A 24,959-nucleotide genomic window follows, 5' to 3' on the forward strand; every position below is an offset into this window, starting at 1 on the left:
AGGGGAATGCTGCTGCATCCGGAACGCGAATGTTATGTGGCGGCATCGCCCGTAACAGACTAAGATTCCTTAACGGTCTCTATATTTTTCAGTCGTTCCTTCTCAACGGTTATAATGCTCTGGCCCATGATGATGCTATAAACAGTCTTGGCTTTGTTGATGGCTTTAACAACGGACACAGGGGTTTTACCGTCCAGCAGATACTGACGGCCATTTTCGATTTCCATATAATTTGTTTTTAAAAAGAATCATGCAGAAGATCTAGTCTTCTATTATCAATAGGTATATTTTTTAAAGAGCGCGCTGATCTCCTGAACAAAACGTTGCTGGTGTTGCACCTGGTTAATGATGGCAACATTGCCGGAGTCTTTTATCTCTTTGATGAGTGCAGCGTAATGCACCAGGTCTACGGGAGCAGACCAGAGTTCTTTCAGATCGCGTTTCAGAAATTCGTTTTTTATAGCACTTACTTTCTCAAGACCGTAGTGTTCTGAAAAGTAGGCACGGATAGCTTCATCTTCCTGGTAAAATTCTATTAGTGTGTTACGGGTTTGCCGAATGAGTTCGATAATCTTCTCCGTTGATAACCTCAACACCTCAACCTCTGCCGGTATGTTTGACATAAGACGAATCAATGTTCAATGATACTACAAAAAGATTTCAACAACATAATTTTCTTGCCTTGCAAATCCAGAAAATCTTCATTGTTTCTCAACTCCCTGTCTATTACAAGGAAAGAATCGAAAAAATTCCTGTGCCTCTGCCTATAACTTCTAAAAAAATGTGTCAATAGTATTTTTTTACCAGTCATTTCATGGTAAAATTTTACTACTCCCAAACTATACATTCTATTGTGTATTTGTAGTATTACATCCATCCAAACACCTGTTATAATTTCATACCCCATGGAGTTTAATACCGAAGCTCATCTGAAAATACGATACCAGAAACACCTGTACGTTGTTTTCTTTGATGAACACCCGGACGTTCTTACATGCGATGACTGCTGTAAAATTGTGCTGCATCCCATCTGGAAAGACTGGATCGTACGTATCACCAGTCCTTCGGTACGGCAGCTGATGACTGTTACCAAAGCAGACTGTGCCTTTGAAAGAAGTGATGTATTGCAATAAACTATATAATTCATGTATAGAACCTGTTTAGGTTTTTACCTGTTGCTATAGTCTTACAAATATTTTTGCTTCTATATCCAGTACATCAAATTGATGCGGATCAATCAACGGCATTACCGCATCGTAGAAGCCAATGATCAGAAGCCCGCCAGGCTTCAGCGAGTCGTAGAACTTTTTCAGTAGTTTAAGTTTGGCTCCGCTGTCAAAATAGATCATAACATTGCGGCAGAAAATAATATCAAGGTTTACAGGAAACGGATCGGTAATCAGGTTATGATATTCAAATGATACATGTCGTATCAGGTCGCTGTGCATTTGAAACGTGCCTTTACCAGATGTGGAGTATCGCTTTAAAGAACCAAACGGATTAAACTCCTTGTAATTTTGCTCATACTCCGGGAACTTCAATGCATGATAGCCACCCCGTTGTGCCTGTTCAATGGCTTGTTTGCTGATGTCGGTAGCCCAGGCAGTAACGTTATTGGCGAATACCGACTCCCGTAACACAATGCCGAAAGTATAAATCTCTTCCCCTGATGAGCAGCCGGCATGCCATATAGCCAGTTCACTTTTTTTTACGAGATCGTTGTTTAACAGGTATTGCATTTTTCTCCAGAGCACAGGGTCTCTGAACATGGCGGTAAGGCCAACGCTAACCTCATCCATGAAGGTATAGATAAACGTTCTGTCGCGGAGTATCAGCCGCCACAGAGCGTGTATGGAATCGACATTAAAAACTCCGAGTACACGGATCACCCTGCGCTTCAGCGACAACCGTTCATAGCAGGTAAAATCAATACCATGCCGTTGAAAGATTGCCTGGGTTAGCGACTGAAGTTCTTCGTCTGAAACCGTTAAAGATTCTACAGGTTTACCAGGTCTGTCATTCATACATTATCACTTTACTCACGCACCCGGTTGATTTTCTCACATCGGACATTACCGCTATATATACTTCAGGAGTGTACGGGTTTCGATTCGATCCTGTCAAATATATCCTGGTCTACCACCCATATAAAGCAAGGTCGCAGTTCCGGATATTTATCAAAAGTGAATTGAATGGCATTGATATATACCGACTCCGCTTCTTCTGCGAAATCATCGTAGATCATGTTCTTCAGATTGCAGTTGAATGGATTTACCAGCATCGGGATATTGCCATACATGTTCAGATGCAAGGCATTGGACAGTTTCGAGATAACGGAAGCCGAAAGAATGTTATCAAGTTCTTTCACAAGCTCTTCCTTAAAATCCATCACAGCATCATGGGTGCCGTATGCGCGCTGCGAGAGCTGATCGAGCTCGCGTGTATTTAACAACAGGTAACTTTTACCACACACTTCGCCAATCACATCGGTAGCAACCAACAAGTTTGCATCATGCCTGCCAATCTGCGCCATGTATTCGGTTTCATCATCGGCCACAACATGTAGCCCCTGATGCGTTCTCACATAACCGATGTCCGCACCAATAAATTTGGAAAACGAGTGGGCTGCATTTATGTAGCCGCTCTCGAATGCTTCCAGCACACGTACGCCAGATTCCGTTTTTAGTCTGTCCGGTATGATCATAAACTTATTTTATTATGTTGTGTATGATTGACTGTATTTAATATACCCGGGATGCTTAGCACAAGGCATACCTTGCCATTGCCCAGGATGGTGACTCCGCTGATAAATGAAACACCATCGGCAGGTTTTTGCAGCGGTTTTTCAATGATCTCTTTCTGTTGCAGCAATTTGTCAACTATAAAACCAACCAACCTGCCGTTAAAGGAAACAACAACAATCTCGAGTTTGGCTTCCGGATGAAATCGTTCAAGTGTTGCCATACTACTTCGCTCCTGCCGGAACAGGTCATTGAGAAATATCAGCGATATTGTTCTGCCCTGATAAACTGTAATCAACCCGTTTGCTACTGTATGTATATCTGATTTATAAACGGATATAACGCGTTCGGTATACGACAGCGGAATGGCAAATGTCTCATTGTCCAACTCAAACAACAACGTTGCCTTAACAGCCATGGAAGAGGGAAGTCGCAGGAAGAACGTGGTTCCCTCGCCCACCTTCGTTTCAATATGTACTGTGCCACCAATAGAATCCAGCGCCCTCTTCACTACATCCATTCCAACACCTCTGCCGGCAAGCGAGGTAACTTCATCCATTGTGGAGAAGCCGGGCTCGAAGATCAGCATTATAATATCACGATCGCTCCATTGAGATGCATCAGCCAGTGTAAGTATACCTTTCTCTACGGCTCTTTTCCGAATGCGCGCGGCATCTATACCTCCACCATCATCCTGTATAGCGATGATCACGATATCAGACTCACTGCTGGCTTCAAGCGTAACGGTTCCATACTCTGGTTTACCACTTTGTTTCCGTGCTTCCGGTTTTTCTATACCGTGTCCGATAGCATTACGCACCAGGTGGATAAGAGAGTCGCTGATTACCTGGAGTATATTTCGATCAATCTCAGTCTCTGTACCTTTCAGTTTCAGACTAACATTTTTCTCTTCCTTCGAGGCGGCATCGCGCACAATGCGATGGAATTTATTGAAGAGAAAATCAACGGGAACGAGCCGCACATCCATCACCGAATATTGCAAATCGGATGATATACGGTTGAGTCGCGAATACTCGCTGGCACTGTGCATGCCCGATGCAATAATACGATCGCGTTCGATCACCAACTCTCCTACCAGGTTCAGCAGGTTATCAAGCTTTTGAACCGGCACCTGCACAAGATGCGAAAACGACAGCTTTGTCGCTGTATCAATATGATCTTCATCATCATTCTGCAGCATATCCAGCAGTTCGGGTGCTATTGCATTTTCGTAACCGGAGGCCGCGGGTACAGTTTCATCTATACTTTGTGATCGTTCTGCCAGCGCAGAACGCAGCATTACTTCCAGCTTGGTTTTTATACCCCTATATTTTACTTCTCTCGGGTTTTTAACAGCATCGATCAATTCGTTCAGTATATCGGCAGCTTTATAAACCGACACAAACATCTCGGAGCTGATGATAACTTTACCTTCGCGCACCGCCCCGAAAAGATCTTCCAGCACATGGGCGAGTTCGGCAATGTGTTCAAAGCCCATACCCGTAGCGTTGCCTTTCAATGTGTGGGTAATGCGAAATAACGCATGAACCGATTTTATATCTTCAGGATTCTTCTCCAGAACAATCAGGAGCCGGTTGATCTCGTTAAAGTTCTCGATTGCTTCCGTCAGAAATATATCGCGGTATTCTTCTTCTTTTGTACTCATGCCGTATATAGTTTCCGTATAATGAAATCAGGAATTTCCTGAATCGATAACTTATGTAATGCTGCACCGGATTCAAATGCAGCACGCGGCATACCATACACAACAGAAGAGTTTTCATCCTGCGCAATGGTTACTCCGCCACTTTCCTTTATCTTTTGTAAACCGGCCACGCCATCTTTACCCATACCGGTAAGAATTACCGCGAGGGCCCGTGGACCGTATACCTCCGCTATAGATTCAAACAAACAGTCTACTGATGGATTGTTGAATTCTTTATATACATCGTTAACAAATTCAATCACCGGTGTATTCGACTCATTACGAACAATGCGAACGTTGGATGTACCTGGAGCAAAATAGATACGATTGGGCTTCATCTCTTCTCCATCCTGCAAAACGGAAACACGCCATGACGATGTATCGTTGAGCCTGTTGGCAAGCGACTCTATAAACAGATCGGGCATGTGCTGCGCCACCAGTATGGGTACATCTATATATTCGGGCAGGTTACTTACGATATATTCGATCGTTTTAGGTCCACCCGTGGAAACCCCCAACGCTATAATATCAAACTGCGGACGGGGCGTACCAACACGCGATGCTGTACTATAATGAAGGATCGCATCTTCTTTGTATTGCACATCGGCCTGCGAAGCTTCGTGCACCACCTTACACAAGCGGGCATAGCCATTTTCGATCTCGCTCTTGGCTGGTTTACCTAAAAAAGTAAAGGCTCCCTCCCGGAGCGCACTATATATTTTAGGATCGCAGCGGTGTAATGAACTCAATACAATAATGGGTACAGACATTTCTTTCACTAATGTTTGTACTACATATAATCCATCGTATTGAGGCATAACCATATTGGTAATAATTACATCTGGTTTCAGTTGTCTTGCTTTTGACACACCATCAAAACCATTGCTAGCCGTGGCCATTACTTCAATCATTCCGTCTCCACGAAGAAGATCGGAAAGAATGATGCGCATAAACCCGGAATCTTCAATAAGCAACGTCCTGACCTTCCTGCTCGCCACTCCTGTTGATCTAAAGTGCCTGAACGGTTTCCAATAGATGTTCCGTTGTAAAAGGTTTAATGATATATGCCTTCGCTCCCAATGCTATTCCTTCCTGGATAACCGACTCCTGCCCCACGGCACTGATCATGACTACCTTCGACCGAAGTCCTTCTTCACGGTATACTTTCAGTACATCCGTTCCGATCATATCCGGAAGAATATTGTCAAGGGTTATAATGTCGGGTTTCAATTCAAAAGCCATATCAATAGCCTGCTCACCGTTGGCAGCAAACCCCACTATATGATAGCCATTTTGTTGCAGTGCATCTCTTATAATCGTTCGCATATACAGCGAGTCGTCTACGATTAACACGTTTTTATTCATACCGATTTTTTTACTTCTTCAAATAGTGTACTTCTCCTGTTCGGAAGTAGAAATAGTCAGCTCTTGTGTAACGCTGTTGAAGCGCACCGAGCGCGATATCGTTCCTCCCAGGTCCGAACCAGCTATATATATCTTCCGGGCGTGCAGCAACTCCATTACGCTTTCTGCATTTTGCTTCCCGATATCAAGGGTCTGATCAAGTACATTTGCTCCGCCTGCTATTTTGGCGCGAAGCCTGTTTACATCACCACCTTTTCGCTGAAGCTTATATAACAACTCGTCAATAATCTCTCCAGCCGATTTCATTCCGGCAGTGAACTCACCACACGGTAGCGGAATATGTGCGCCTCCGTATACTTTCCGTATTCTGTCAGTAACAAAAACAGCAACGCACGAACCAAGCCCTACACATACCATTTCTACAGGCCTTACCGAAACCTCAACTTCATTTATATCCAGCACACACGACATCATACAAGCGCTGTTTGTTTCTTGAAAACCTGCTGTTCTTCATATTGACTCAACACTTTGAAGATGTCAATCATGATAATCAGCCGCTTCTCCAGTTTTACTATACCTTTGATGTACGACTGTTCTATACCGCTATCACCCGCCAATGTGATTTCTTCAATAGACGATTCTGCAATGGATAGTGTGTTGGGTACTTCCTTTACAAGCACGCCCATTTTATACTCTGCACTATCGATGACCAATGTAAAATTATTGCCGGCGTGTTCATCGATGGTTTTACGAAGACCGAATTTTTCTTCCAGGTCCAGCATTGCGATAATATTTCCACGGATATTGGCAACGCCCTTTATAAACGAAGGCTTTTGGGGTACACGTGTTATAGAAGGCGTAATAACAACTTCCTTAATCTGATCAATATTAAGCGCATACTCCTCATCACCCAGGCGAAACACTACGATCTGTACATAGCGTACATGGTTCGTTTGATTTCGCTCCTCTTCCTGCCTCATATTGTTATACATTGTCCGTTAATCGTTATCTGTTAATTTGTATAGTTTGATATATATACTCTTGCCTATTCAGCCTGATGTATACTTTACGACTTATCCTTTATTAAGTTTAAACTGCTGTATACCCGCCTGGAGCTCAGCTGCTACTGCTGCAAGCTCATCGCCTGCGCGCGAAATCTCCTGCATACCGCTGTTCATTTGCTGACTGGAGCTGGCAACCTGCTGAGTACCTGCAGCGGTTTCTTCCGCAACAACAACAATCTGTTCTATATTCTTTACCACGCTATCAATAGCACCTTTCTGTCCTAATGCAGCTTCAAGTATGGATTTAGAGAAACTGAAAGTCTCATCCGTTGACTTGGATATTTCCTGGAATATACGTTCCGACTCCTCTGTTGCCTGATTACCTTCCTTCACGCTGGCTTCCATCGTTTCGATGGCTTTACCGGCTGCATGCGTATCCTTTTGTACATCGGCAATGATCTTTTCAATTTCAACTGCTGATTTACGGGAGTCTTCTGCAAGCTTGCGTATCTCTTCGGCAACTACGGCAAAACCTCTTCCGGCATCACCGGCACGGGCAGCTTCGATCGCGGCATTCAATGCCAGTAAATTTGTCTGACTCGCTATATCTGTAATAACGCGCAACGTGCGACCTATTTCCTCTGAACGTTTGGTGAGCACATTTATAGATTGTGCAGTAAGACTTGCTGAGTCTTTTATGCCACTCATGTTCTTCACCAGGTGCTTCACCGTTTTGAGGCCGGCATTGGAACTTTCCAGCCCGCGCTCGGCAGCTTTGTTAATGAAGCCAGCTTTCGTCTCCATATCCGCAGCCGAACTCATAACATGATTAGCAAGCTTCGATGATTCGTCTGTGCGTTGTGCCTGGTCTTGTGCACCTTTAGCCATCTGTGCTATAGCAGCAGCAACCTCGGTTGTGTTGCGCTTCATATCTTCTGTTTTCTTTTGCAGAAGATCCGATGATTTGGCCACTACATCAGAACCCTGGCTGATATTGCTCAACACAGACGTGAGATTATCCAATGTCCTGTTGATCTCCTGAGTCAACCCACTGTTATCCACCGATGTATCGCATCGCAGACTCAGGTTACCGCTGGCCATCGCCTTGATAACGCGAATTACACCCGTCATGTCAAGCGCAAACTTTACAACCTTGAAAGGCTTTCCGTTCAGATCCAGTATCGGGTTGTAAGATGCCTGCAGGTATACTTCGTTTCCAAACTTATCAATACGGGTATAGGTGCCTACAAAGAATTCGCCACGGTTAAGTTTGCGCCAAAACTCTTTATACTCTTCGCTGCGGGCATAGTTTGGTTCTACAAACATGCGATGATGTTTACCCTTCACCTCATGAAGTGAATATCCCATGGCATTCAGAAAATTATCGTTGGCGGTAATTACCGTACCGTCCATATTCATTTCGATTACCGTGTTGGATTTTCCAATTGCATTCAGCTGTCCTTCATAATCGGCATTCTGAAATTTCTGGAGACTCACATCAACACCAATCTTGATCACCTTGATCACATTTCCGGTTTCATCTTTTACCGGAGTATAACTCGCCTGTATCCATACGTCTGATCCATCGCTCGCTATACGTTTAAACTCACCGGTCTGCGGTTTACCCTTGCGCAGATCATCCCAAAAACGTTCGTAATCTTTTGATTTTACATATTCTCCATCACAGAAAATACGATGATGCTTTCCGATAATATCCTGTTCGCTATACTTTAAAGCCTGTAAGAAAAGATCATTTGCTTTTACAATCGTTCCATTCGTTTCAAATTCAATCAAAGCATTGGTCAGGTTAATGGCATCCAACTGACCTGTTATTTCCAGCTGCGATTTCCGAAGCTCTTCTTCGCGCACGATCTGATCGGTAATATCATAACGCACCCCCATATATTTAATAGGTTTACCATTCGGCCCCAAAACCGGTGCTATAACTGCATCAACCCAGTAAGGCGTGCCATCTTTACGTCTGTTTTTGATGACACCGCGAAATGTTTTACCCTTGCCGATCGTTGCCCATAATTCCTTGAATACAGCTTTGGGTGTATCCGGATGGCGGAACATACTGTGCGGTTGCCCTATACATTCTTCGCGCGTATACTGTGATACTTCGCAAAGTTTATCATTTACATAAATGATATTTCCTTTCAGATCAGCTTCCGAAACAATGCATGAAACGTTGATCTGCTCCATACGTGCCTCCAGCTCCCGCTGCATCTGCTCCAATTTCAAAACAGACTCTTGCTGCGCATGCTCCTGCTCACCAGACAGTGTTGTTGCCGGTGATGCATCACTTCCCGATCCGTTCGTCTGGGTATATAAATTTTTATTCATGGTCTTTTTTATTTGGATATCAGCAATGTCAGCCGCAGGCTCGCGTACAGGCAGTACAGATTCTTTCTTCAGATTTTTACCTAATGCCATAATGATTTATTTAGCGGTATACGTTGGTATAGTTCTTACAAATTCAGCAGCAAAGCTTATATAGTCCTGCGCACTGGAAGAAGCCGGGGCATAGTGAATAACACTCGTACCGAACGATGGTGCTTCTGATGCCTTCACATTCGCCCGTATATAGCTGTCGAATATTTTTAGTTTGTAATTATCCTGTATATAGGATACAATTTCTGCATTCAGGTTCTTCCGCTTATCCACCAGTACCGGCAAAACACCCAGCACATTCAGAGCAGGATTAAGACTTTGCTGTATGCTTGCAACAGACTGCAGCATTAAATCAAGACCGCGAACCGACAACACTTCGAGCTGCAGCGGTATAATTATACCATACGATGCGGCTAAAGCATTGGCTGTAAGAAGTGAAAGTGCCGGTGGGCAGTCTACCAGTATAAAGTCGTAATGAACGATGGCAGGCCGGAGTATATCAGACAGCACGGTGTAGCGGTCCTCAATCTTCGCGAGTGCAAGTTCCACATCGGCAAGTTTCATATTGCCTGGCAGCAGGTGCATGCCTTCGCAGGAAACAAGAGCCTCGTTTAACGCTGCTTCTTCAAAGAGTACATCACTCAGCGTACATATAGCATCAGCCGCACCCAATGAATAACTCAGGTTGCCTTGGGCATCAAGGTCTACCAACAGCACACGACATCCGCGCCTGGCAAGTGCTGCGCCCAGATTCAGGGTGGTAGTAGTTTTACCGGTTCCGCCTTTATGGTTGACTATAGAAATGATCATTTGACCATACTCGACACAGCGAGTTTTATTTATAGGTCAAAAGTCGAGATTCCTGATTAACCGGATTAAATTCTAATCACCATTACACCGTCATTGTAATGTTTATGGTGATATTAAAAAAAGCTGTTCATTTTTAAGTCTAACTACAAAGAACAACCTCAGTGTTTTTACTTACCCATTGATATGTATATGGCTCATGACGTGTTACGAAACAGTATCAAAATATACTTTTTCGACATTTACCCCCCAAGCAAACAGATTTGCTTCGATACATGAGACCAATTGAAATACTTTGCAGACGACATTGACCACTGAAGTATACCTTAAAAATATACCCAATAAGTAGCTATAAATATAGCCTTAAAATATACCTCTAAAATATAAACCGAAACCCCGCGGGCACTGCGAACGAAACTACAGCAATACTTCCCTACCTGATCAATCAGCATGCTTTTCTAAAAATTCGGGTGATGAAGATCTATTAACACATACCGTCAAGTGCTCGAAATCGGTCATTCCATTACTTCAAACGTACAGTATAGTTTCAAAAAACATTCGAAATCAGAAGTTTATGCCGTTGGCAGGACATTTGTTCTACAAAAGTTGAAAATATAAATCAATGGCATCACGCATATACCTTGGAGAACTCGAGGAACTTATACTCCTGATGGTAGCCCTGCACAACCGGGAAGCGTATGGAGTATCCATTACGGAAGAACTCAAGAAACATGCTGACCGCGACCTGAGCATCAGTGCTGTACACGCGGTGCTGCACCGGCTGGAAGAAAAAGGATTTGTTAAATCGAAGATGGGTGGCGCATCGGACGAGCGAGGCGGCAGACGAAAAAGACTTTTCACGATTACTGCTTACGGCCGTAACGCTTTGGAAGAACTGCGCGATACCCGCAACACAATCTGGTCACTCATCTCAAAAGTATCTCCGGCATGAATAAGACTCCTCAGCCCCCACGCTGGATCGATAACCTGATCGACCTCTTCGCACCTTTTGATCTAGCTGAAGAAATACGGGGCGACCTGTATGAACTATACCGTATCGATATAAATCGTAAAAGTATACCCGCTGCACGCCTGGCCTATATCGCCAATGCCTTTGGCTTTTTATTCCGGCGTTTCTTCTGGAAAAGAAATTCTCTCTCACTAAACATCCCTGCCATGCTACGAAATTACTTTACCATTGCCTATAGGAGTTTACTGTCCTATAAGAGCAACACCGTTATTAATGTACTCGGCCTTACTATTGGAATAGCATCTGCGCTTACCATCTTTACCTTCATCCGGCATGAACTGAGTTACGATACTTTTCACAGCGACATTGAACATATATACCGTGTTGTGCGCGTCAGTGGAAAAGACAGGTCTGAGGCACGAACCGGAGTTTCTTACCCGGTGCCAAGAGCCTTGAAAGATGAGATCGCTTCCTTTCAAAAGATAACATCGATGGAATATTTCGGTGAGATATTGGTAGAGGTGCCGGATACAAGCGGAACCGTTATCGCACAGTTTAAAGAGAACAGCGGACTGGCGATGGTTGAACCTTCGTTCTTCGAAGTACTTGACTTTAAAGATAAACCGATTCGATGGCTTCAGGGGAATCCTGCCAGGGCATTAGTTGATCCATTCTCTGTTGTACTTACGGAGTCGCTTGCTAAAAAATATTTTGGCGAAGGAAATATAGTGGGCAAAACCCTGCGCTTCGAAAAAGAAGCCGACTGCAAAGTTACCGGGGTAGTATCAGATTTTCCTGCCAACACTGATTTTCCCTTTACAATGCTGATCTCGTACTCTACGTTGCGTCAGATCAAAGCACGTATGCAAGATGACTGGTCAAGCGTTGAAGACAACCATCAAACCTATATCAGACTTCCGGAAAATATCACGAAGGAAGAAGCCGAAGCACAGATTGCCAAAGTACATGCCGCGCATACACCAGAAGACCTGCACCGAAACCGGCTCTATATCCTTCAATCGCTTTCGGATGTACACTTCGAATCGCGTTTCGGAAATTACAACAGCCGCTCCGTTAGCAAAACCATGCTGTTAGCCATGGCGCTGGTAGCTATATTTCTATTGCTCACCTGCTGCATTAACTATATAAACCTCGCCACTGCTCAATCCGCGATGCGTGCAAAAGAAGTTGGTCTTCGTAAAGTAATGGGTAGCAGCAGGCGAAGTCTCATCTGGCAATTCTTAACCGAGACCTGCGTTGTCGTATTGATAGCGGGCTTCATATCACTCGCGTTGTCAGAATTATTATTATTCAAATTACAGTCATTACTAAACCTGCCTTTACAACGTCATCTTAACGATCCGTTTATTCTGGCAACACTCGGTATTGTTATGCTGACGGTTATACTTTTCTCCGGGCTATATCCATCATTTTCCATTTCTAAAATGAACCCGGTAAATTCACTGAAAAGTAAATTTACAACGGAGACATTAGGCGGCTTCAGTTTCAGAAAAGTATTGGTAGTAGTACAGTTCACCATTACACAAATTATAGCGGTGAGTGCATTTATCGTGGTCAGTCAAATGCATTTCTTCCGAAACCAGGACATGGGCTTCGACCAGGAAGCCATTATAACTTTTCCGATTCCGCATCATGATGACTCCGTGGCACGACATCAACTGGAAGACCGGTTTCGTGCACAAGCCTTCGTATCCAATGTATCCTTCAGCTATACATTACCGGCCGGAGTTCACCGAAGACAGAATGCCAGAAGTATCTGGCTTTCGGGGGAGAGTGCACCCAATGTAATTTTTGAATACCAGGCAGCTGACTCTTCCTATATACATCTGTTCGGCATTCAATTGCTCGCGGGCCGAAACATTAACAACTATGATCGTGAAACGGAAGTATTGATAACACGCAACCTGGCGAAACGCCTCCACTTCTCCACACCGGAAGAAGCCATTGGACAACCTGCTTCTATGTCTGGAAAAGATGTTACCATCGTTGGCGTAGTAGAAGATTTTTATAACAACTCGTTGAAAGAAGATCTGGGCAGCATTGTTATCACCAACAATACGAAAGCGTTCACTTCCGTGAGTGTAAAGCTTCAGTCTGTTCAGCAATATGAAGCGCTGCAGCAGGCCATGGGAGCACTTCAGGCTATATGGAAAGAAACATACCCTACACATTTCTTCGAGTATCGTTTCTTCGATGATAATGTGAAAGCATACTATGAGCAGGAACAAAAATACGCACAGCTCTTCCAGATATTTTCCATCATCTTCCTGCTTATCGGTTGTCTCGGATTGTACGGTCTTATTGCATTTGTTGTAAATCGCAAAAGCAAGGAAGTGGCTATCCGGAAGGTACTCGGTGCAACAATCTCTAATATACTCGTTATGTTTTCGAAAGAATATATACAACTCATTGTGATATCCTTTGTGCTGGCTGTACCCGTTGCATACTATATACTTGACAGCTGGCTCAGCAACTTTAAAAATAGAATACCGATGGCGTGGTGGATGTTCGTACTGCCCGGTATACTAGTATTATGCATTGCCGTGATGGTAATCATACTAAAATCGATGCGCACCGTACAGGCCAACCCGGTGGATAAGCTCAAATACGAGTAAAACCAGAAGTAAAGAGTCAGAATAAATCTATACTCAAAACGTGATCACTACCCGACAACGAGCCATCACTGGTCGTGAGCCTGAACACATATACTCCGCGTTTAAGTTGGACACCGAAAGTGTAGGCGTGGCGGTTGATGCGAATGTAGCAGAAGGACCACTCACTTTCGTCCATGCGTAGGTAGTGGAGCGCCTTCCGGATCGGAAGCACTTCCGGTTAATGTAAATTGAAATTGTTCGGAGGAGCGGAACTGATCCGCTCCGGCATTAACCGTTGGCTTCATGTTATGGCCGCAGGACACTTGAGACAAAATGAGCTGGATGCCCATCAGGCAGTAAAGGACAAGTTTTATATTTGTATAAGAGTTTTATAAGTTTTCTGACGCACCAACCTACCCTCATTGAAAGCCATACCTTCCGGTATATACAATAACAATTCACCACAACCATAACGGCTTCACAAAGAGGACTCCGCGAATACGTCCAGGTATATAAATTATTTCCAATAATCATTACGCAATTAAAAACTGTAAACGTTTAAACAAGTAATTATAACCACTCAAATACCCCGGCAGATAATTGCAGGAAGTATACCGCATCGATATTAACCTTGCTAACTTTACCGTATCCCCATTAACGAATCTGAAAGTCCATGAAGAATTTTTCAATTACCGGCATCTATACCGATCTGTATCAACTCACGATGGCACAGGTATATTTTCTTACCGGGAAGAGCCACCTTCACTGCTGCTTCGATTACTTCTTCCGCAAGTTACCCTTTGAAGGAGGCTACGCTGTATTTGCAGGACTGGAAAATGTTATAGACTTGCTACAGGAGCTTCACTTTTCAAAAGATGATATCGACTATCTGAAAGATATAGGATTGAAAAGAGAATTTGCCGATAGCCTGGAACATTTCCGCTTTCGCGGAACTATATATGCCGTAAAAGAAGGCGAGATCGTTTTTCCCAACGAGCCCATTCTCCGTGTGGAAGGGAATATACTCGAAGCGCAGATCATTGAGACTATGCTGCTGAACATCCTCAACTTTCAGTCGCTTATCGCCACCAAAGCAGCGCGTATGAAATCCGTAGCCGGCACAAAGACACTCATCGATTTCGGATTAAGACGGGCACAAGGTACGGGTGGCTATCATGCCACGCGTGCAGCTATCATTGGAGGATTTGATTCTACGAGCAACGTTAAGGCTGCATGCGATTTTGGTATACCCTGTGTAGGTACCATGGCACACTCATTCGTACAAAGTTATGATCAAGAACTCTCGGCCTTTCGCGATTTCGCCGCGAACCGTCCGGAGCACTGCGTTCTGCTGGTTGATACTTATGATACACTTCGCTCCGGAATCCCCAACGCGATCACGGTTGCCGGGGAGATGAAAGCACGCGGGCATCGGCTTCAAGGTATACGGCTCGATAGTGGAGATCTCTCCTATCTCTCGAAGCACGCGCGTAAGATGCTCGATGATGCAGGGCTACATGATGTTAAGATAACGGTGTCCAATCAACTTGATGAATGGGTAATTAAAAGTCTGCAAGATCAACATGCACCGATCGATATATTTGGTGTCGGTACAAGTCTCGTAACTGCGCCACCTGATGCAGCACTGGATGGAGTATATAAACTTGCCTATGCAGATGGCAAACCAAGAATCAAATTATCCGAAAATCTGAAGAAGATCACACTCCCGGATAAGAAGCAGATATACCGTACGTACCTGAAAGATGAACATCATTTTGATGCGGATGTAATCTGTTTGCAAGACGAGAAAGCTCCCTCTGTCATGCATCATCCGTTCGAGCCGGATAAGTCGTTAAGTCTCACCGGGCGAAAACAGGAACCGCTACTGCATCTTGTTATGCAAAATGGTAAACGCGGCAATACACCGATTCCCCTAAAAGATATAGCACGCTATACGCAGAAGCGTCTTCGCATGTTGCCGGAAGAACACAAGCGGTTTCATTATCCGCATACCTATAAGGTCGGCATCAGCGAACAACTGCGCCATGAACGTGATGAACTGAAACGACTACACAAGCCATGAATGCACTGCTCATTGTTGATGTTCAAAATGATTTTATACCCGGAGGCGCTCTGCCTGTTCCACTGGGAGATGTCATTATACCGTTGATCAATTCGCTTCAACGAACTTTTGATCTGATCGTAGCAACACAAGACTGGCACCCGGTTCAACACAAAAGCTTTGCATCGAGTCATGCCGGTAAAAAACCGTTTGATATCATTACACTGCATGGTCAGGAGCAAGTGTTATGGCCCGACCACTGTGTACAGGGATCAACCGGTGCTGCGTTTCATTCTGCACTCAGCATGAATAAGGTGGAAGCTATATTTCGAAAGGGAATGGACTTAGAGATTGACAGCTATAGCGGCTTCTACGACAACGGTCATAAAAAATCAACAGGTCTTGCCGGATACCTTCGTGAGCATAAAGTACAGCGGATTTTCATTTGTGGTCTCGCTGCCGACTACTGTGTTTTTTACACCGCGAAAGATGCTCTGCAGGAAAATTTTGAGACCTATATTATTGAAGACGCAACCCGCGCCATCAATGTTGCTGACTTTGAAAATGCCAAAAGCACTATACTTGCCGAAGGCGGACAGTTGATTGAAAGTAAATTTCTTCACAGACATCTCTGAGACCTATTTCCCCTGTCAATCTTCAGCAAAAAAAGTGGGCATAGCTACGTACACCCGCTTATCTTGAATACTATATATATCGAAAGCTTTACAGCACTTGCGACTTTCTGCGCTTGCTTCGAAGCATGAGCAATGTTACCACAGCTGTTGCAATAACAGCCCCGACAGCAACTTTCCGTATAACACCCGGGCGGTTATATCTCCACTCAGCACTCCAACCGTGCTCTTTGAACAGATTGGGCACATGGCCGTGTCTCAAATCATCTAAAAGACCTTCCACAACGTTAACCCTATCCGCCATCAGAAGTGTTAGCCAGTGTGCAGAACTTCCTTCACTGAATCGAAACGCATACCTGCGAAGGTGTCCACTCAACCCGGAAGGAGGCGAGGACGTACCAAACACTCTCGTGATACCTGGGCGCTCATTGGAGTGAAGAATTTCTTCACGAGGCATTTGCTGTTTGCTGCGTTCGTATGCCAGGCGCTGGTGATCAGCACCGGTATAATGTTTCATGGGATATGTAGGATTGTTGTTGGGGTCAGCATCAATACCCCATCCCTCAATCGTTTTACTTTTATCCGCCAGTAATGTATCTGCTAAATTCTCCATAACTATATATCTAATACTATATATCTATATTTCAATTGACTCAGGCTGCAACGGGTGCCTGGTTGGGTATAAGCATAGGCTTGATACAATTATCGCGTTTGGCAGAAAAGATATGATAAGCATCAGCCACCTCTTCCAATGGTACACGATGGGTAATGAGACCTTTGGGATTCAATCTTCCTGCCATAACATGTTCAATCAATCTCGGGAGCAATCGTTTCACGGAAGCCTGGTTAGCACGAATGGTGATACCTTTATTTACCACGTTGCCGATCGGCACTAAATTCCACGTAGGTCCATACACACCTACAATAGAAACTATACCGCCCTTCTTTACCGAATTGATCGCCCACTGTAAAGCAGTAGCCGATCCGGCCTGAAGCATTAATTTTCTTCCGGTGATGGTTTGCAGCGCACTGCCAGATGCCTCGCAACCAACAGCGTCAATACATACATCCGCTCCAAAAAAATCCGTTGTCTTTTTTATAAAGACTACCGGGTCATCCATATCCTTTACAAAATTATAGGCTTCACATTGTGCATATTGTTTTGCAAACTCCAACCGGTAATCAATATGATCAATGATTATTACTCTGCCGGCACCGAAGAGCCATGAACAACGGGCAGCCATCAAACCGATAGGACCGGCACCAAACACAACTACCGTATCACCTTTTTGTATACCACCCATTTCCGCTGCCTGATACCCGGTAGGTGTCACATCGGTTAACAATGCAGCATCATCCAGATCCATTCCCGGTGGTATAACGGTGGGACCTATATCTGCGTATGGTACACGAACATATTCGGCCTGGCCTCCATCGTATCCACCCGCCGTATGAGAATATCCAAATATACCACCTACGGCTGTGGCTTCCGGATTGGACTCATGGCAGTTTCCATAGAGTTCCTGTTGACAGAACGGACATGTACCACACGCTATATTAAACGGAACCAGCACATGATCGCCCACGTGAAGATTGGTTACTTCGGAGCCAAGCTCTACGACAACGCCAGTAAATTCATGACCGAACGTCATTCCTACTCGTGTATCCGGGACAAGTCCATGGTATAGATGTAAATCCGATCCACATATGCAGGAACGGGTAACGCGTACTATAGCATCACGCGGATGCAAAATTTCAGGATCGGGTCTATTGCGATCTGCACGGACTCTGTAGGGACCGCGATAATTCATTGCCAGCATAGTAATTCATTTATAGTTTGCTCTTTATGCTGGTGCATGCCGTAAAAAATATGCCATTCACATGTAAAAATGAAAGGGATAACTTATGTAGACATTCGTGCAATAATCTTCTGCATGCTTCGGGGATGTGTCCTATTCCTTTCACTGATTTGCCCCATGTGGGAAAAATATATACCGAACACGCTACTATGAAACTCCTGCACGAATCACTTAGACTTTCTTTATCAGCAGGAATAAAAATTGAAGTGAATTACTCTGAAAAGTATTTGTCATAATAATCGCATTTTAAACTAATGCTTATGCATGTCATCTTGGGAGCCTCCGGACAAGTGGGATCAGCCGTAGTTAAAGCACTACTGAAAAGTGAACAGTCTGTTACAGCTGTTGTCAGAAATCCTGCCAAAACAAATGAATTAAGGCGCAACGGTGTGCCTATTGCTCAGGCAGATTTGTTTGATGCAGCTGCTTTGCAGGAAGCCTTCCGAAATGTCGATACTGTTTTTCTCTTGACACCGGAAGATCCCGCATCGCAGGATGTTCTGCACGATGCAAAATCGATCGTACAAAATTACAGAGACGCGATACAGGCATCAGGCGTTAAAAAGCTAGTAGCTCTTTCTTCGCTCGGAGCACAACATGCATCCGGCACAGGCAATCTGGAAATGTCGTATATGCTGGAGCATGCCTTTCAGGGACTGGCAGTACAGCAGATTTTTATTCGCGCACCCTATTACTATAGCAACTGGATGCTTTATCTATCTGCCGCACAGGAGCAAGGCATATTACCCACCTTCTTCCCGGCTGATCTGAAAATCTCCATGGGTGCACCGGCTGATGTAGCGGCCTTTATCGCCAGGGCTATAACGAACGCTATACCGGAACAAAAGAAACTATATGAACTTACCGGACCAGCCTATAGCAGTGCTGACGTAGCCTCTGCACTTGAAAATATACTTCATCATAAAGTATCCGCCCAAACTATACCTGCCGACCAATGGCATAACACACTCCTGCAGGCAGGCTTCTCCGAAAATGCAGCAGCCAACATGTCCAAAATGACGCAAGCTGTTATTGCCGGAATAACACGCCCCGAACAAAAAGAAAGTAAGCGCATACAACTTCCCACTACCCTCGAAACATACTTTCAATCTGTATTGCAAGAGCCGGCATTAAACAAATGATGCCGATCGGTATTACTACGCATATATACTACTGCACAGGGTAAAGAATGATATACACTGTATATACTAAGTCCATAAAATTTCGCATAATTAAATTATGTTTAAACGCTATTAGGTTTTATAGTTATTGTAAGGAGTAACACTTTTTATTACCAACGGTTATTTACCATCTGACGTAAAAAAATTGATGTTGCGTTATTAATTTCTACGGATTTCCACAAATAGGCTCACGTGTCTTCGTAAATTTAGTGCAGTCAGACTGTTATCTAAATACCGAAACATATGCGAACCCTTACCACACTTGCTATAGCAGCATGGATGTTTGTGCATTTTGTTAGTGAAGATCTGTTAGCACAGACACCTGGTCTTATTGTAAAACCTGCTGTAGCAGGAAAATCAGTACTGGATCCTAACCTCGATAATTATACTTCATCTGACAACGAAGGCTTTGTCAGCAATGATGAAGGCGAAAGCGAGATTCCATTCGTTCCTATAGTTCTGGTTAGTCCGGAGCCCACCAGCGATCTTGCTACGGGTCCCTCCTGCGGCTTTACCGATTTGGTGGATGATGCTACTTCCTATAGCGCAGCCTATACCTATATATCCGGCAGCAACTGGCTTTTCAGATTCAGGCTTGGCAACTACGCTACCAATTCGAAAGGGTATAGCATCCTGCTCGACACCGATGGTTTGTTTGGTAATTCAGGAACACTTAAAGATCCAAACTATACCACGGGGAATCCCGGATTCGAAATTGAAATTATACTCGTTACCAATCACGGAGTACGATTGTATGATGCCGATGGCACTGCATCACCAACTTTGCGAACCACATTATCACACGATGACTACAGTCAGAAGTCGGTAGCATTCACTACGAATTGCAGCAACCCGGATTACTTCTATGATTTTTATATACCGATCGCTACCATCACAACTTACTTTCCTTCGTTTAGTGCCTCAACTACAGTACGGATGGTTGCCAACACAGTTATCAGTACGCAGTCGGTATTGCAAGGTGGCCCCAGTGATATAGGAGGTATAAATGATGGGACATACGCAGGCAATTATAGCAACGCATGGACAGCTGTTGTCAATGCCTCCGTTCCCACAGCGCCTTCTAATTTTAACAGTGGTTTTCCTGCGGTACGATCAGCTACACCCGTTGTAAACAGTCCATTGTCTGTTGGTGCTACTTCCGTAAGCGGTACATCTACTGAAGCCAACGGCACAGTTATAAATGTATATGTGAATGGCGTGTCAGTCGGTGCAACTACAGTTACGGGCGGCACGTGGACACTCTCCGGTATAGCAGCGTTAACATTGAGCGCTTCGGTAAAAGCCACCGCGACAGCTACAGGTAAATCGGTGAGTTATGATTCCAATGCAGTTACGGTCGGAGCAACGTGCAGTCTTGCTCCTCCTGCTGCTTCGTGTCAATCCAACAAAGGTATAGGAGGAAGCGGCCCAACCGGAGCGGCTGCCGGAACAACCATTGCCTTTTACGGACCTAATGTTCCCGGTACATTCTTCACATCCGTTACAACAAACGCATCGAATACGTTTCTCTATAACTGTGCCGGTGGTACGACCAATTGTACCGGTGGCGGGCCCAACTGTATTACTTCCGGTATATATTGGATAACAGCGCAGGAAAGTGGCAAATGTCAGTCGCCTAAAACAACAACAGTCTGTATCGGTACATCTGGTACAGCAACTACACCGGTAATCACTACGAACCCGATCTTAGCAACTACAACAACCATTACCGGAACGGCCACTGCAGGTAATACCGTACTGCTACATATTAACGGTTATCTGCAAGCCAGTACTACGGCAACCGGAGGTAACTGGACTTTCTCGGGACTTACTTTAACCTTAGGACAATCTGTTTCAGTATATACCGTACAAACCGGTCAATGTATATCGTCCGCTGCAACACGAAGCGTTACCGAAACATCAACAGCTCCTGTTGTTAAAAGTCCAATCGTTACCGGTGCCACGAGTGTATCGGGCACCTCGGTAGAAGCTGCGGGCACAACGATAACGCTATACAAAACCGGAGTATCGGCAGGAACAACTACAGTTGATGCCAATGGCAATTGGACAATCACCGGGCTATCACCTGCACTGGCTGGTGGCAATCTGATAAAGGCAACGGCTACAGCAAGCGGAGAATCAGTAAGCGGATTCTCCAATGAAGTCACCGTTCAGTCACGCACGACCGCACCGGTTATTACCGGAACTTATCTGGAAGGAGCGCTCGCTGTAGGTGGTACATCTTCTGCATTGACAGGCTCAACCATTACACTATATATTGATGGTGTAGCGCTTGGAACGGGCGTAGTCGCAGCTGGGTTGTGGACAATTGTAACGCTCGTCACCGATCTATATCCCGGTGGGGTGCTCACTGCTACCGCTACCGAAACTGGCAACGCGGAAAGTCTTCCTTCGACATCGGTTACCGTCACATGTGCACTACCCTCGGGATCTTTAGGAATCAATATACTCACCGGCACTACATGCGTTAACACAAAAGCTTCCTTGCAAGTATTGTTATCCGAGAGCAACGTAATCTATACCTTGCGCAATTTTGCAAACACAAGTGATGCAGGTTCTTCTACCTTGGGTACCGGAGGAACAGTAACACTGCAGTCCTTTCGCATTACGGCTACGCAAACCTTTATTATCAAAGCTGTAAAGATTCCGAATACGGCTTGCAATTCATCACTCTCCACAATGGCAACGGTAACGGTAACACCACCCAGCAACACGACCGGTGTACTTAGTGGTGATTATTTCTGGACAGGATCATCTTCCAATAATTACTGGACCGATGATGCCAACTGGGTTAAGTGGAACGGAACAGCTTTCGAAACCGTAGGCGTCTCTCCCACAACAACTGATAATGTTGTGATCAAACCCATGGAAACGTGTATCACCAATCAACCGATCATTATTACATCTGCAACTGCTACAACACCAGCCGTAGCAAAAAATATTACGATCGCCTCCGGGGCAACATTATCATTGGAAAATACACCTTCCGAAAGAGCCATAACATTAACGGGCAACTGGAGTAACTCCGGGACACTCGTTCCAAATCGTGGCACCATTAAGTTCAACGGAGGCACTACACAAACTATATATAGTGCGAGTGGCAGTGAAACATTCAGTTCAATTATCATAGAAGGCAATAATACGGTGGTACAACCATTGGTCGATGTATCGTTAAACACCAATGGTGTGTTGAATCTGAATGGTGGTGCTTTGAATCTGAATGGACGCAAAGTTACGGCCCTCAATCCAAGTGCTTCTGCAATTGTGAGAACATCACCGGGTTGTGTTATTTCGGAAAGTCAGAATGCGAATGGAGAATTGCGCTGGGCCATTGGCAACACCACGGCTACCAACTATGTATTTCCGATGGGCAATGCTTCGAAAGTATATATACCGGTTACCGTTAATCTCGCCTCCGGAAATGCAGGCACGCTGGGTGTTAATACATTGTTCGCCACACAAAGTTCACCTGCCGCCTGGCCAACAGGATCGGAAGCTGTAACATCCGTAGCGACACCCGCGCAGGCATTGAGACGCTACTGGCATTTTTCAAGTACGCAGGCTGCCGGTACCTATACCGCTACCGTTACCTTCAGCTTTGCCAATACGGAAGATCCGACTGCAGGGATAAGCGATATAACAACCAATGGTATAAAGATGCAGCGGTGGAACGGAACCAACGCCTGGAACGCAGCGCTGAGTGGACAGTCGTTTTCGAATACTTCGCCTACCCGTACCGTTGTAGTGCCGGACATTACACAATTCAGCTGGTGGTCGGGAGGAAACAATGGTCAGTCTCCGCTGCCGATCGAGCTGCTATATTTTAAAGGATACAATGATCATGACGAAAACGTTCTGGAGTGGGCTACGGCTACCGAAACCAACAATTACTTCTTCTCCGTTGACCGCTCAAAAGATGGAATTAATTTTTATGCTTTAGATAGTATACCGGCTGCAGGTAACAGCACCACCAGAAAGGACTATACGTTCCGGGACAGACGTCCATTACCAGGACTTAATTACTACCGGCTGAAACAAATCGATTTTGATTTAAAATATACCCATTCGAATATCGTACCTATATTTTCGGATCGTGATGCATCTTTCAACTGCATCCTGTTTCCCAACCCAACACGGGGAGAGCTGCCCATTTTGTATATAACAGCCGACCGAAAACAAAACGTATCGATACATATATATGACAGTTTTGGTGTTCTGCGGTATACCGCATTGGTTGAAGTCTCTGAGAACAAGACTGACTATCCGTTAACGGGTTCACACTTTAAAGAACTTCCTCAGGGTATATATATACTACAGGTGAGCAACGGTGAGAATACAGTAAAACAGTCTATCGTGATCAACTAACTGTACTGAAACCCATACTTTGAAGTAAACATCTAATCATCTGCGCTAAATATCTTTACGAAGCTCTTTAAACAGCTTGATTACTTTTACTTCGTCAATGGCCAGGTGCTTCAGGGTCATCCCCTTCAAAAGCTGGTAAACTTTTTCGGAGATGATCAGTTCACCGGCTTTGTTAACACCGAGATCATCCTCACCGGGAACTCCAACAACCTTCATCAGGTAGTATGTCGGCAGTTTATCTTTTTCAATAAACTCTTCGAGGCCTCCCGATAACCGGGGCTCGATCTTTCGGCAAATTCCTAAACCGGAAAGATAGCTCTCCCGAAATAACTTCAGGAGTTTTTCAGTGACGATGTAATAATGTTTGATCTTGATCAGATCATCGTCAGACAGTGCATCAAAAACAACATAGAGCTCATCCACAGCCCACGGTGTCTTACTCTTGCCGTATACCTTCCCTGCCGTTGATAAACTCCTCCAGCGAATCTTATAGAACATGGCTCATTGTGTTTAATCGGTGCATTACAATTAGCGTACCATATCGCTATCCTCGCTGCAGAGCCTGTAGACGCATCTCTCAATGCTATCAATTCGGGAAATGAGTTTCAGCATGGAGAACGTTGAGCATGTGCAGGCATAAAAATTATCTTCTCCCAATTATATCCCCGCTGCATGGCAACGACTAAAAAAATAAAAACAAAACCCGTTGACGAAACCAACTGGGACGATTTTGAAAAGCTTTTTGAGTTAAAAGGCAGTCCGCATTATTGCTGGTGCATGGTGTGGCGTATGACGAAGGAAGAGCAAAAGCGCAGCAACACCGTGAACCGGAAAAAATTCATAAAGAAGCGTGTCCGATCAAAAACGCCTATCGGTTTGCTGGCCTATATAGATGATGAGCCAGTCGCCTGGTGTTCCGTAGCTCCGCGAGAGACACACCTTCGTCTCGGTGGTGATGAAAGTCTGGATAAAGTCTGGTCTATCACATGCTTTTTTGTTCGGAAAGAGTATCGTGAACAAGGGCTTGTCGATCAACTGATCACGCATGCACAAAAGTATGCAGGTAAAAATGGAGCAAAATATATAGAAGCGTATCCCGTTGCGCCCGGGTCGCCCAGCTACCGCTTTATGGGCTTTACAAAGACGTTCAAAAAAGCTGATTTCGAATTTGTAAAAAAAGCCGGAACAAGGCGAAACGTCATGACCTATAAATTGAAATGAGGCCAGAGCACGAACCA

The 24,959-nt window shown here is 44.6% G+C and carries 23 protein-coding genes; 8 read left to right on the forward strand and 15 right to left on the reverse strand.

Annotation, left to right across the window (positions count from 1 at the left end; all coding sequences use genetic code 11):
• Positions 1–59: 59 nt before the first annotated feature.
• Positions 60–227: a hypothetical protein gene (locus ACFQ21_RS04960; protein WP_377575673.1), complete on the reverse strand. Its 168-nt coding sequence runs from the start codon at positions 225–227 to the stop codon at positions 60–62.
• A 48-nt stretch (positions 228–275) separates the two neighbouring features.
• Entirely contained in the window at positions 276–623 is a 348-nt protein-coding gene (locus ACFQ21_RS04965) for a hypothetical protein (RefSeq protein ID WP_377575675.1), read from the reverse strand.
• A 282-nt stretch (positions 624–905) separates the two neighbouring features.
• On the opposite strand from ACFQ21_RS04965, the gene ACFQ21_RS04970 reads away from it, so the two are divergent.
• The gene (locus tag ACFQ21_RS04970; RefSeq protein ID WP_377575677.1) at positions 906–1,133 is read left to right on the forward strand and encodes a hypothetical protein; all 228 of its coding nucleotides are present in this window, start codon (positions 906–908) and stop codon (positions 1,131–1,133) included.
• A gap of 45 nt (positions 1,134–1,178) precedes the next feature.
• Here the strand turns inward: ACFQ21_RS04970 and ACFQ21_RS04975 are convergent, their stop codons facing one another.
• The 9 genes from ACFQ21_RS04975 to ACFQ21_RS05015 all read right to left on the reverse strand — a co-directional run bounded on the left by ACFQ21_RS04975 (position 1,179) and on the right by ACFQ21_RS05015 (position 10,019).
• The gene (locus ACFQ21_RS04975) at positions 1,179–2,024 is read right to left on the reverse strand and encodes a CheR family methyltransferase (RefSeq protein WP_377575680.1); all 846 of its coding nucleotides are present in this window, start codon (positions 2,022–2,024) and stop codon (positions 1,179–1,181) included.
• A 65-nt stretch (positions 2,025–2,089) separates the two neighbouring features.
• Complete coding sequence (locus ACFQ21_RS04980) at positions 2,090–2,704, reverse strand: hypothetical protein (RefSeq protein ID WP_377575683.1); 615 nt, start codon at positions 2,702–2,704, stop codon at positions 2,090–2,092.
• Positions 2,701–4,407, reverse strand: a complete 1,707-nt coding sequence (locus ACFQ21_RS04985; protein ID WP_377575686.1) for a chemotaxis protein CheA — start codon at positions 4,405–4,407, stop codon at positions 2,701–2,703. The genes ACFQ21_RS04980 and ACFQ21_RS04985 overlap by 4 nt, the downstream gene beginning before the upstream one ends.
• The gene (gene cheB / locus ACFQ21_RS04990) at positions 4,404–5,444 is read right to left on the reverse strand and encodes a chemotaxis-specific protein-glutamate methyltransferase CheB (RefSeq protein ID WP_377575689.1); all 1,041 of its coding nucleotides are present in this window, start codon (positions 5,442–5,444) and stop codon (positions 4,404–4,406) included. Before cheB ends, ACFQ21_RS04985 begins: the two co-directional genes overlap by 4 nt.
• 10 nt (positions 5,445–5,454) lie before the next feature.
• Positions 5,455–5,811: a response regulator gene (locus ACFQ21_RS04995; RefSeq protein ID WP_377575692.1), complete on the reverse strand. Its 357-nt coding sequence runs from the start codon at positions 5,809–5,811 to the stop codon at positions 5,455–5,457.
• An 18-nt stretch (positions 5,812–5,829) separates the two neighbouring features.
• A complete protein-coding gene (locus ACFQ21_RS05000) occupies positions 5,830–6,285 on the reverse strand; it encodes a chemotaxis protein CheD (RefSeq protein ID WP_377575694.1) in 456 nt (151 codons plus the stop codon).
• The gene (locus ACFQ21_RS05005) at positions 6,282–6,791 is read right to left on the reverse strand and encodes a chemotaxis protein CheW (protein WP_377575697.1); all 510 of its coding nucleotides are present in this window, start codon (positions 6,789–6,791) and stop codon (positions 6,282–6,284) included. Before ACFQ21_RS05005 ends, ACFQ21_RS05000 begins: the two co-directional genes overlap by 4 nt.
• A gap of 93 nt (positions 6,792–6,884) precedes the next feature.
• Entirely contained in the window at positions 6,885–9,251 is a 2,367-nt protein-coding gene (locus ACFQ21_RS05010) for a methyl-accepting chemotaxis protein (RefSeq protein WP_377575699.1), read from the reverse strand.
• 6 nt (positions 9,252–9,257) lie between these two features.
• On the reverse strand, positions 9,258–10,019 hold the full coding sequence (locus ACFQ21_RS05015; RefSeq protein WP_377575702.1) for a ParA family protein: 762 nt from the start codon (positions 10,017–10,019) through the stop codon (positions 9,258–9,260).
• A 619-nt stretch (positions 10,020–10,638) separates the two neighbouring features.
• Between ACFQ21_RS05015 and ACFQ21_RS05020 the strand changes: the two genes are divergently transcribed.
• Both ACFQ21_RS05020 and ACFQ21_RS05025 read left to right on the forward strand, forming a co-directional pair.
• A complete protein-coding gene (locus ACFQ21_RS05020) occupies positions 10,639–10,968 on the forward strand; it encodes a PadR family transcriptional regulator (RefSeq protein ID WP_377575705.1) in 330 nt (109 codons plus the stop codon).
• Positions 10,965–13,622, forward strand: coding sequence for an ABC transporter permease (locus tag ACFQ21_RS05025; protein WP_377575707.1), 2,658 nt, complete (start codon positions 10,965–10,967; stop codon positions 13,620–13,622). Before ACFQ21_RS05020 ends, ACFQ21_RS05025 begins: the two co-directional genes overlap by 4 nt.
• A gap of 161 nt (positions 13,623–13,783) precedes the next feature.
• Here ACFQ21_RS05025 and ACFQ21_RS05030 read toward each other — a convergent pair whose 3' ends face one another.
• Complete coding sequence (locus ACFQ21_RS05030) at positions 13,784–13,906, reverse strand: hypothetical protein (protein ID WP_377575710.1); 123 nt, start codon at positions 13,904–13,906, stop codon at positions 13,784–13,786.
• Positions 13,907–14,274: 368 nt separating this feature from the next.
• Between ACFQ21_RS05030 and ACFQ21_RS05035 the strand changes: the two genes are divergently transcribed.
• Positions 14,275–15,684, forward strand: a complete 1,410-nt coding sequence (locus tag ACFQ21_RS05035) for a nicotinate phosphoribosyltransferase (protein WP_377575713.1) — start codon at positions 14,275–14,277, stop codon at positions 15,682–15,684.
• The gene (gene pncA, locus ACFQ21_RS05040; RefSeq protein WP_377575716.1) at positions 15,681–16,298 is read left to right on the forward strand and encodes a bifunctional nicotinamidase/pyrazinamidase; all 618 of its coding nucleotides are present in this window, start codon (positions 15,681–15,683) and stop codon (positions 16,296–16,298) included. Before ACFQ21_RS05035 ends, pncA begins: the two co-directional genes overlap by 4 nt.
• An 88-nt stretch (positions 16,299–16,386) precedes the next feature.
• Here the strand turns inward: pncA and ACFQ21_RS05045 are convergent, their stop codons facing one another.
• Both ACFQ21_RS05045 and ACFQ21_RS05050 read right to left on the reverse strand, forming a co-directional pair.
• A complete protein-coding gene (locus ACFQ21_RS05045) occupies positions 16,387–16,908 on the reverse strand; it encodes a hypothetical protein (RefSeq protein ID WP_377575718.1) in 522 nt (173 codons plus the stop codon).
• A 40-nt stretch (positions 16,909–16,948) separates the two neighbouring features.
• A complete protein-coding gene (locus ACFQ21_RS05050; protein WP_377575720.1) occupies positions 16,949–18,115 on the reverse strand; it encodes a zinc-dependent alcohol dehydrogenase in 1,167 nt (388 codons plus the stop codon).
• Positions 18,116–18,414: 299 nt separating this feature from the next.
• On the opposite strand from ACFQ21_RS05050, the gene ACFQ21_RS05055 reads away from it, so the two are divergent.
• Entirely contained in the window at positions 18,415–19,296 is an 882-nt protein-coding gene (locus ACFQ21_RS05055; RefSeq protein WP_377575723.1) for an NmrA family NAD(P)-binding protein, read from the forward strand.
• Positions 19,297–19,578: 282 nt separating this feature from the next.
• Entirely contained in the window at positions 19,579–23,721 is a 4,143-nt protein-coding gene (locus tag ACFQ21_RS05060) for a T9SS type A sorting domain-containing protein (protein WP_377575726.1), read from the forward strand.
• A 45-nt stretch (positions 23,722–23,766) separates the two neighbouring features.
• Here ACFQ21_RS05060 and ACFQ21_RS05065 read toward each other — a convergent pair whose 3' ends face one another.
• A complete protein-coding gene (locus ACFQ21_RS05065; RefSeq protein WP_377575729.1) occupies positions 23,767–24,219 on the reverse strand; it encodes a hypothetical protein in 453 nt (150 codons plus the stop codon).
• 174 nt (positions 24,220–24,393) lie between these two features.
• Between ACFQ21_RS05065 and ACFQ21_RS05070 the strand changes: the two genes are divergently transcribed.
• Positions 24,394–24,942, forward strand: a complete 549-nt coding sequence (locus ACFQ21_RS05070; RefSeq protein WP_377575731.1) for a GNAT family N-acetyltransferase — start codon at positions 24,394–24,396, stop codon at positions 24,940–24,942.
• The last annotated feature ends 17 nt before the right edge of the window (positions 24,943–24,959 follow it).

Source organism: Ohtaekwangia kribbensis (assembly GCF_042676245.1).
GTDB lineage: Bacteria > Bacteroidota > Bacteroidia > Cytophagales > Cyclobacteriaceae > Ohtaekwangia > Ohtaekwangia kribbensis.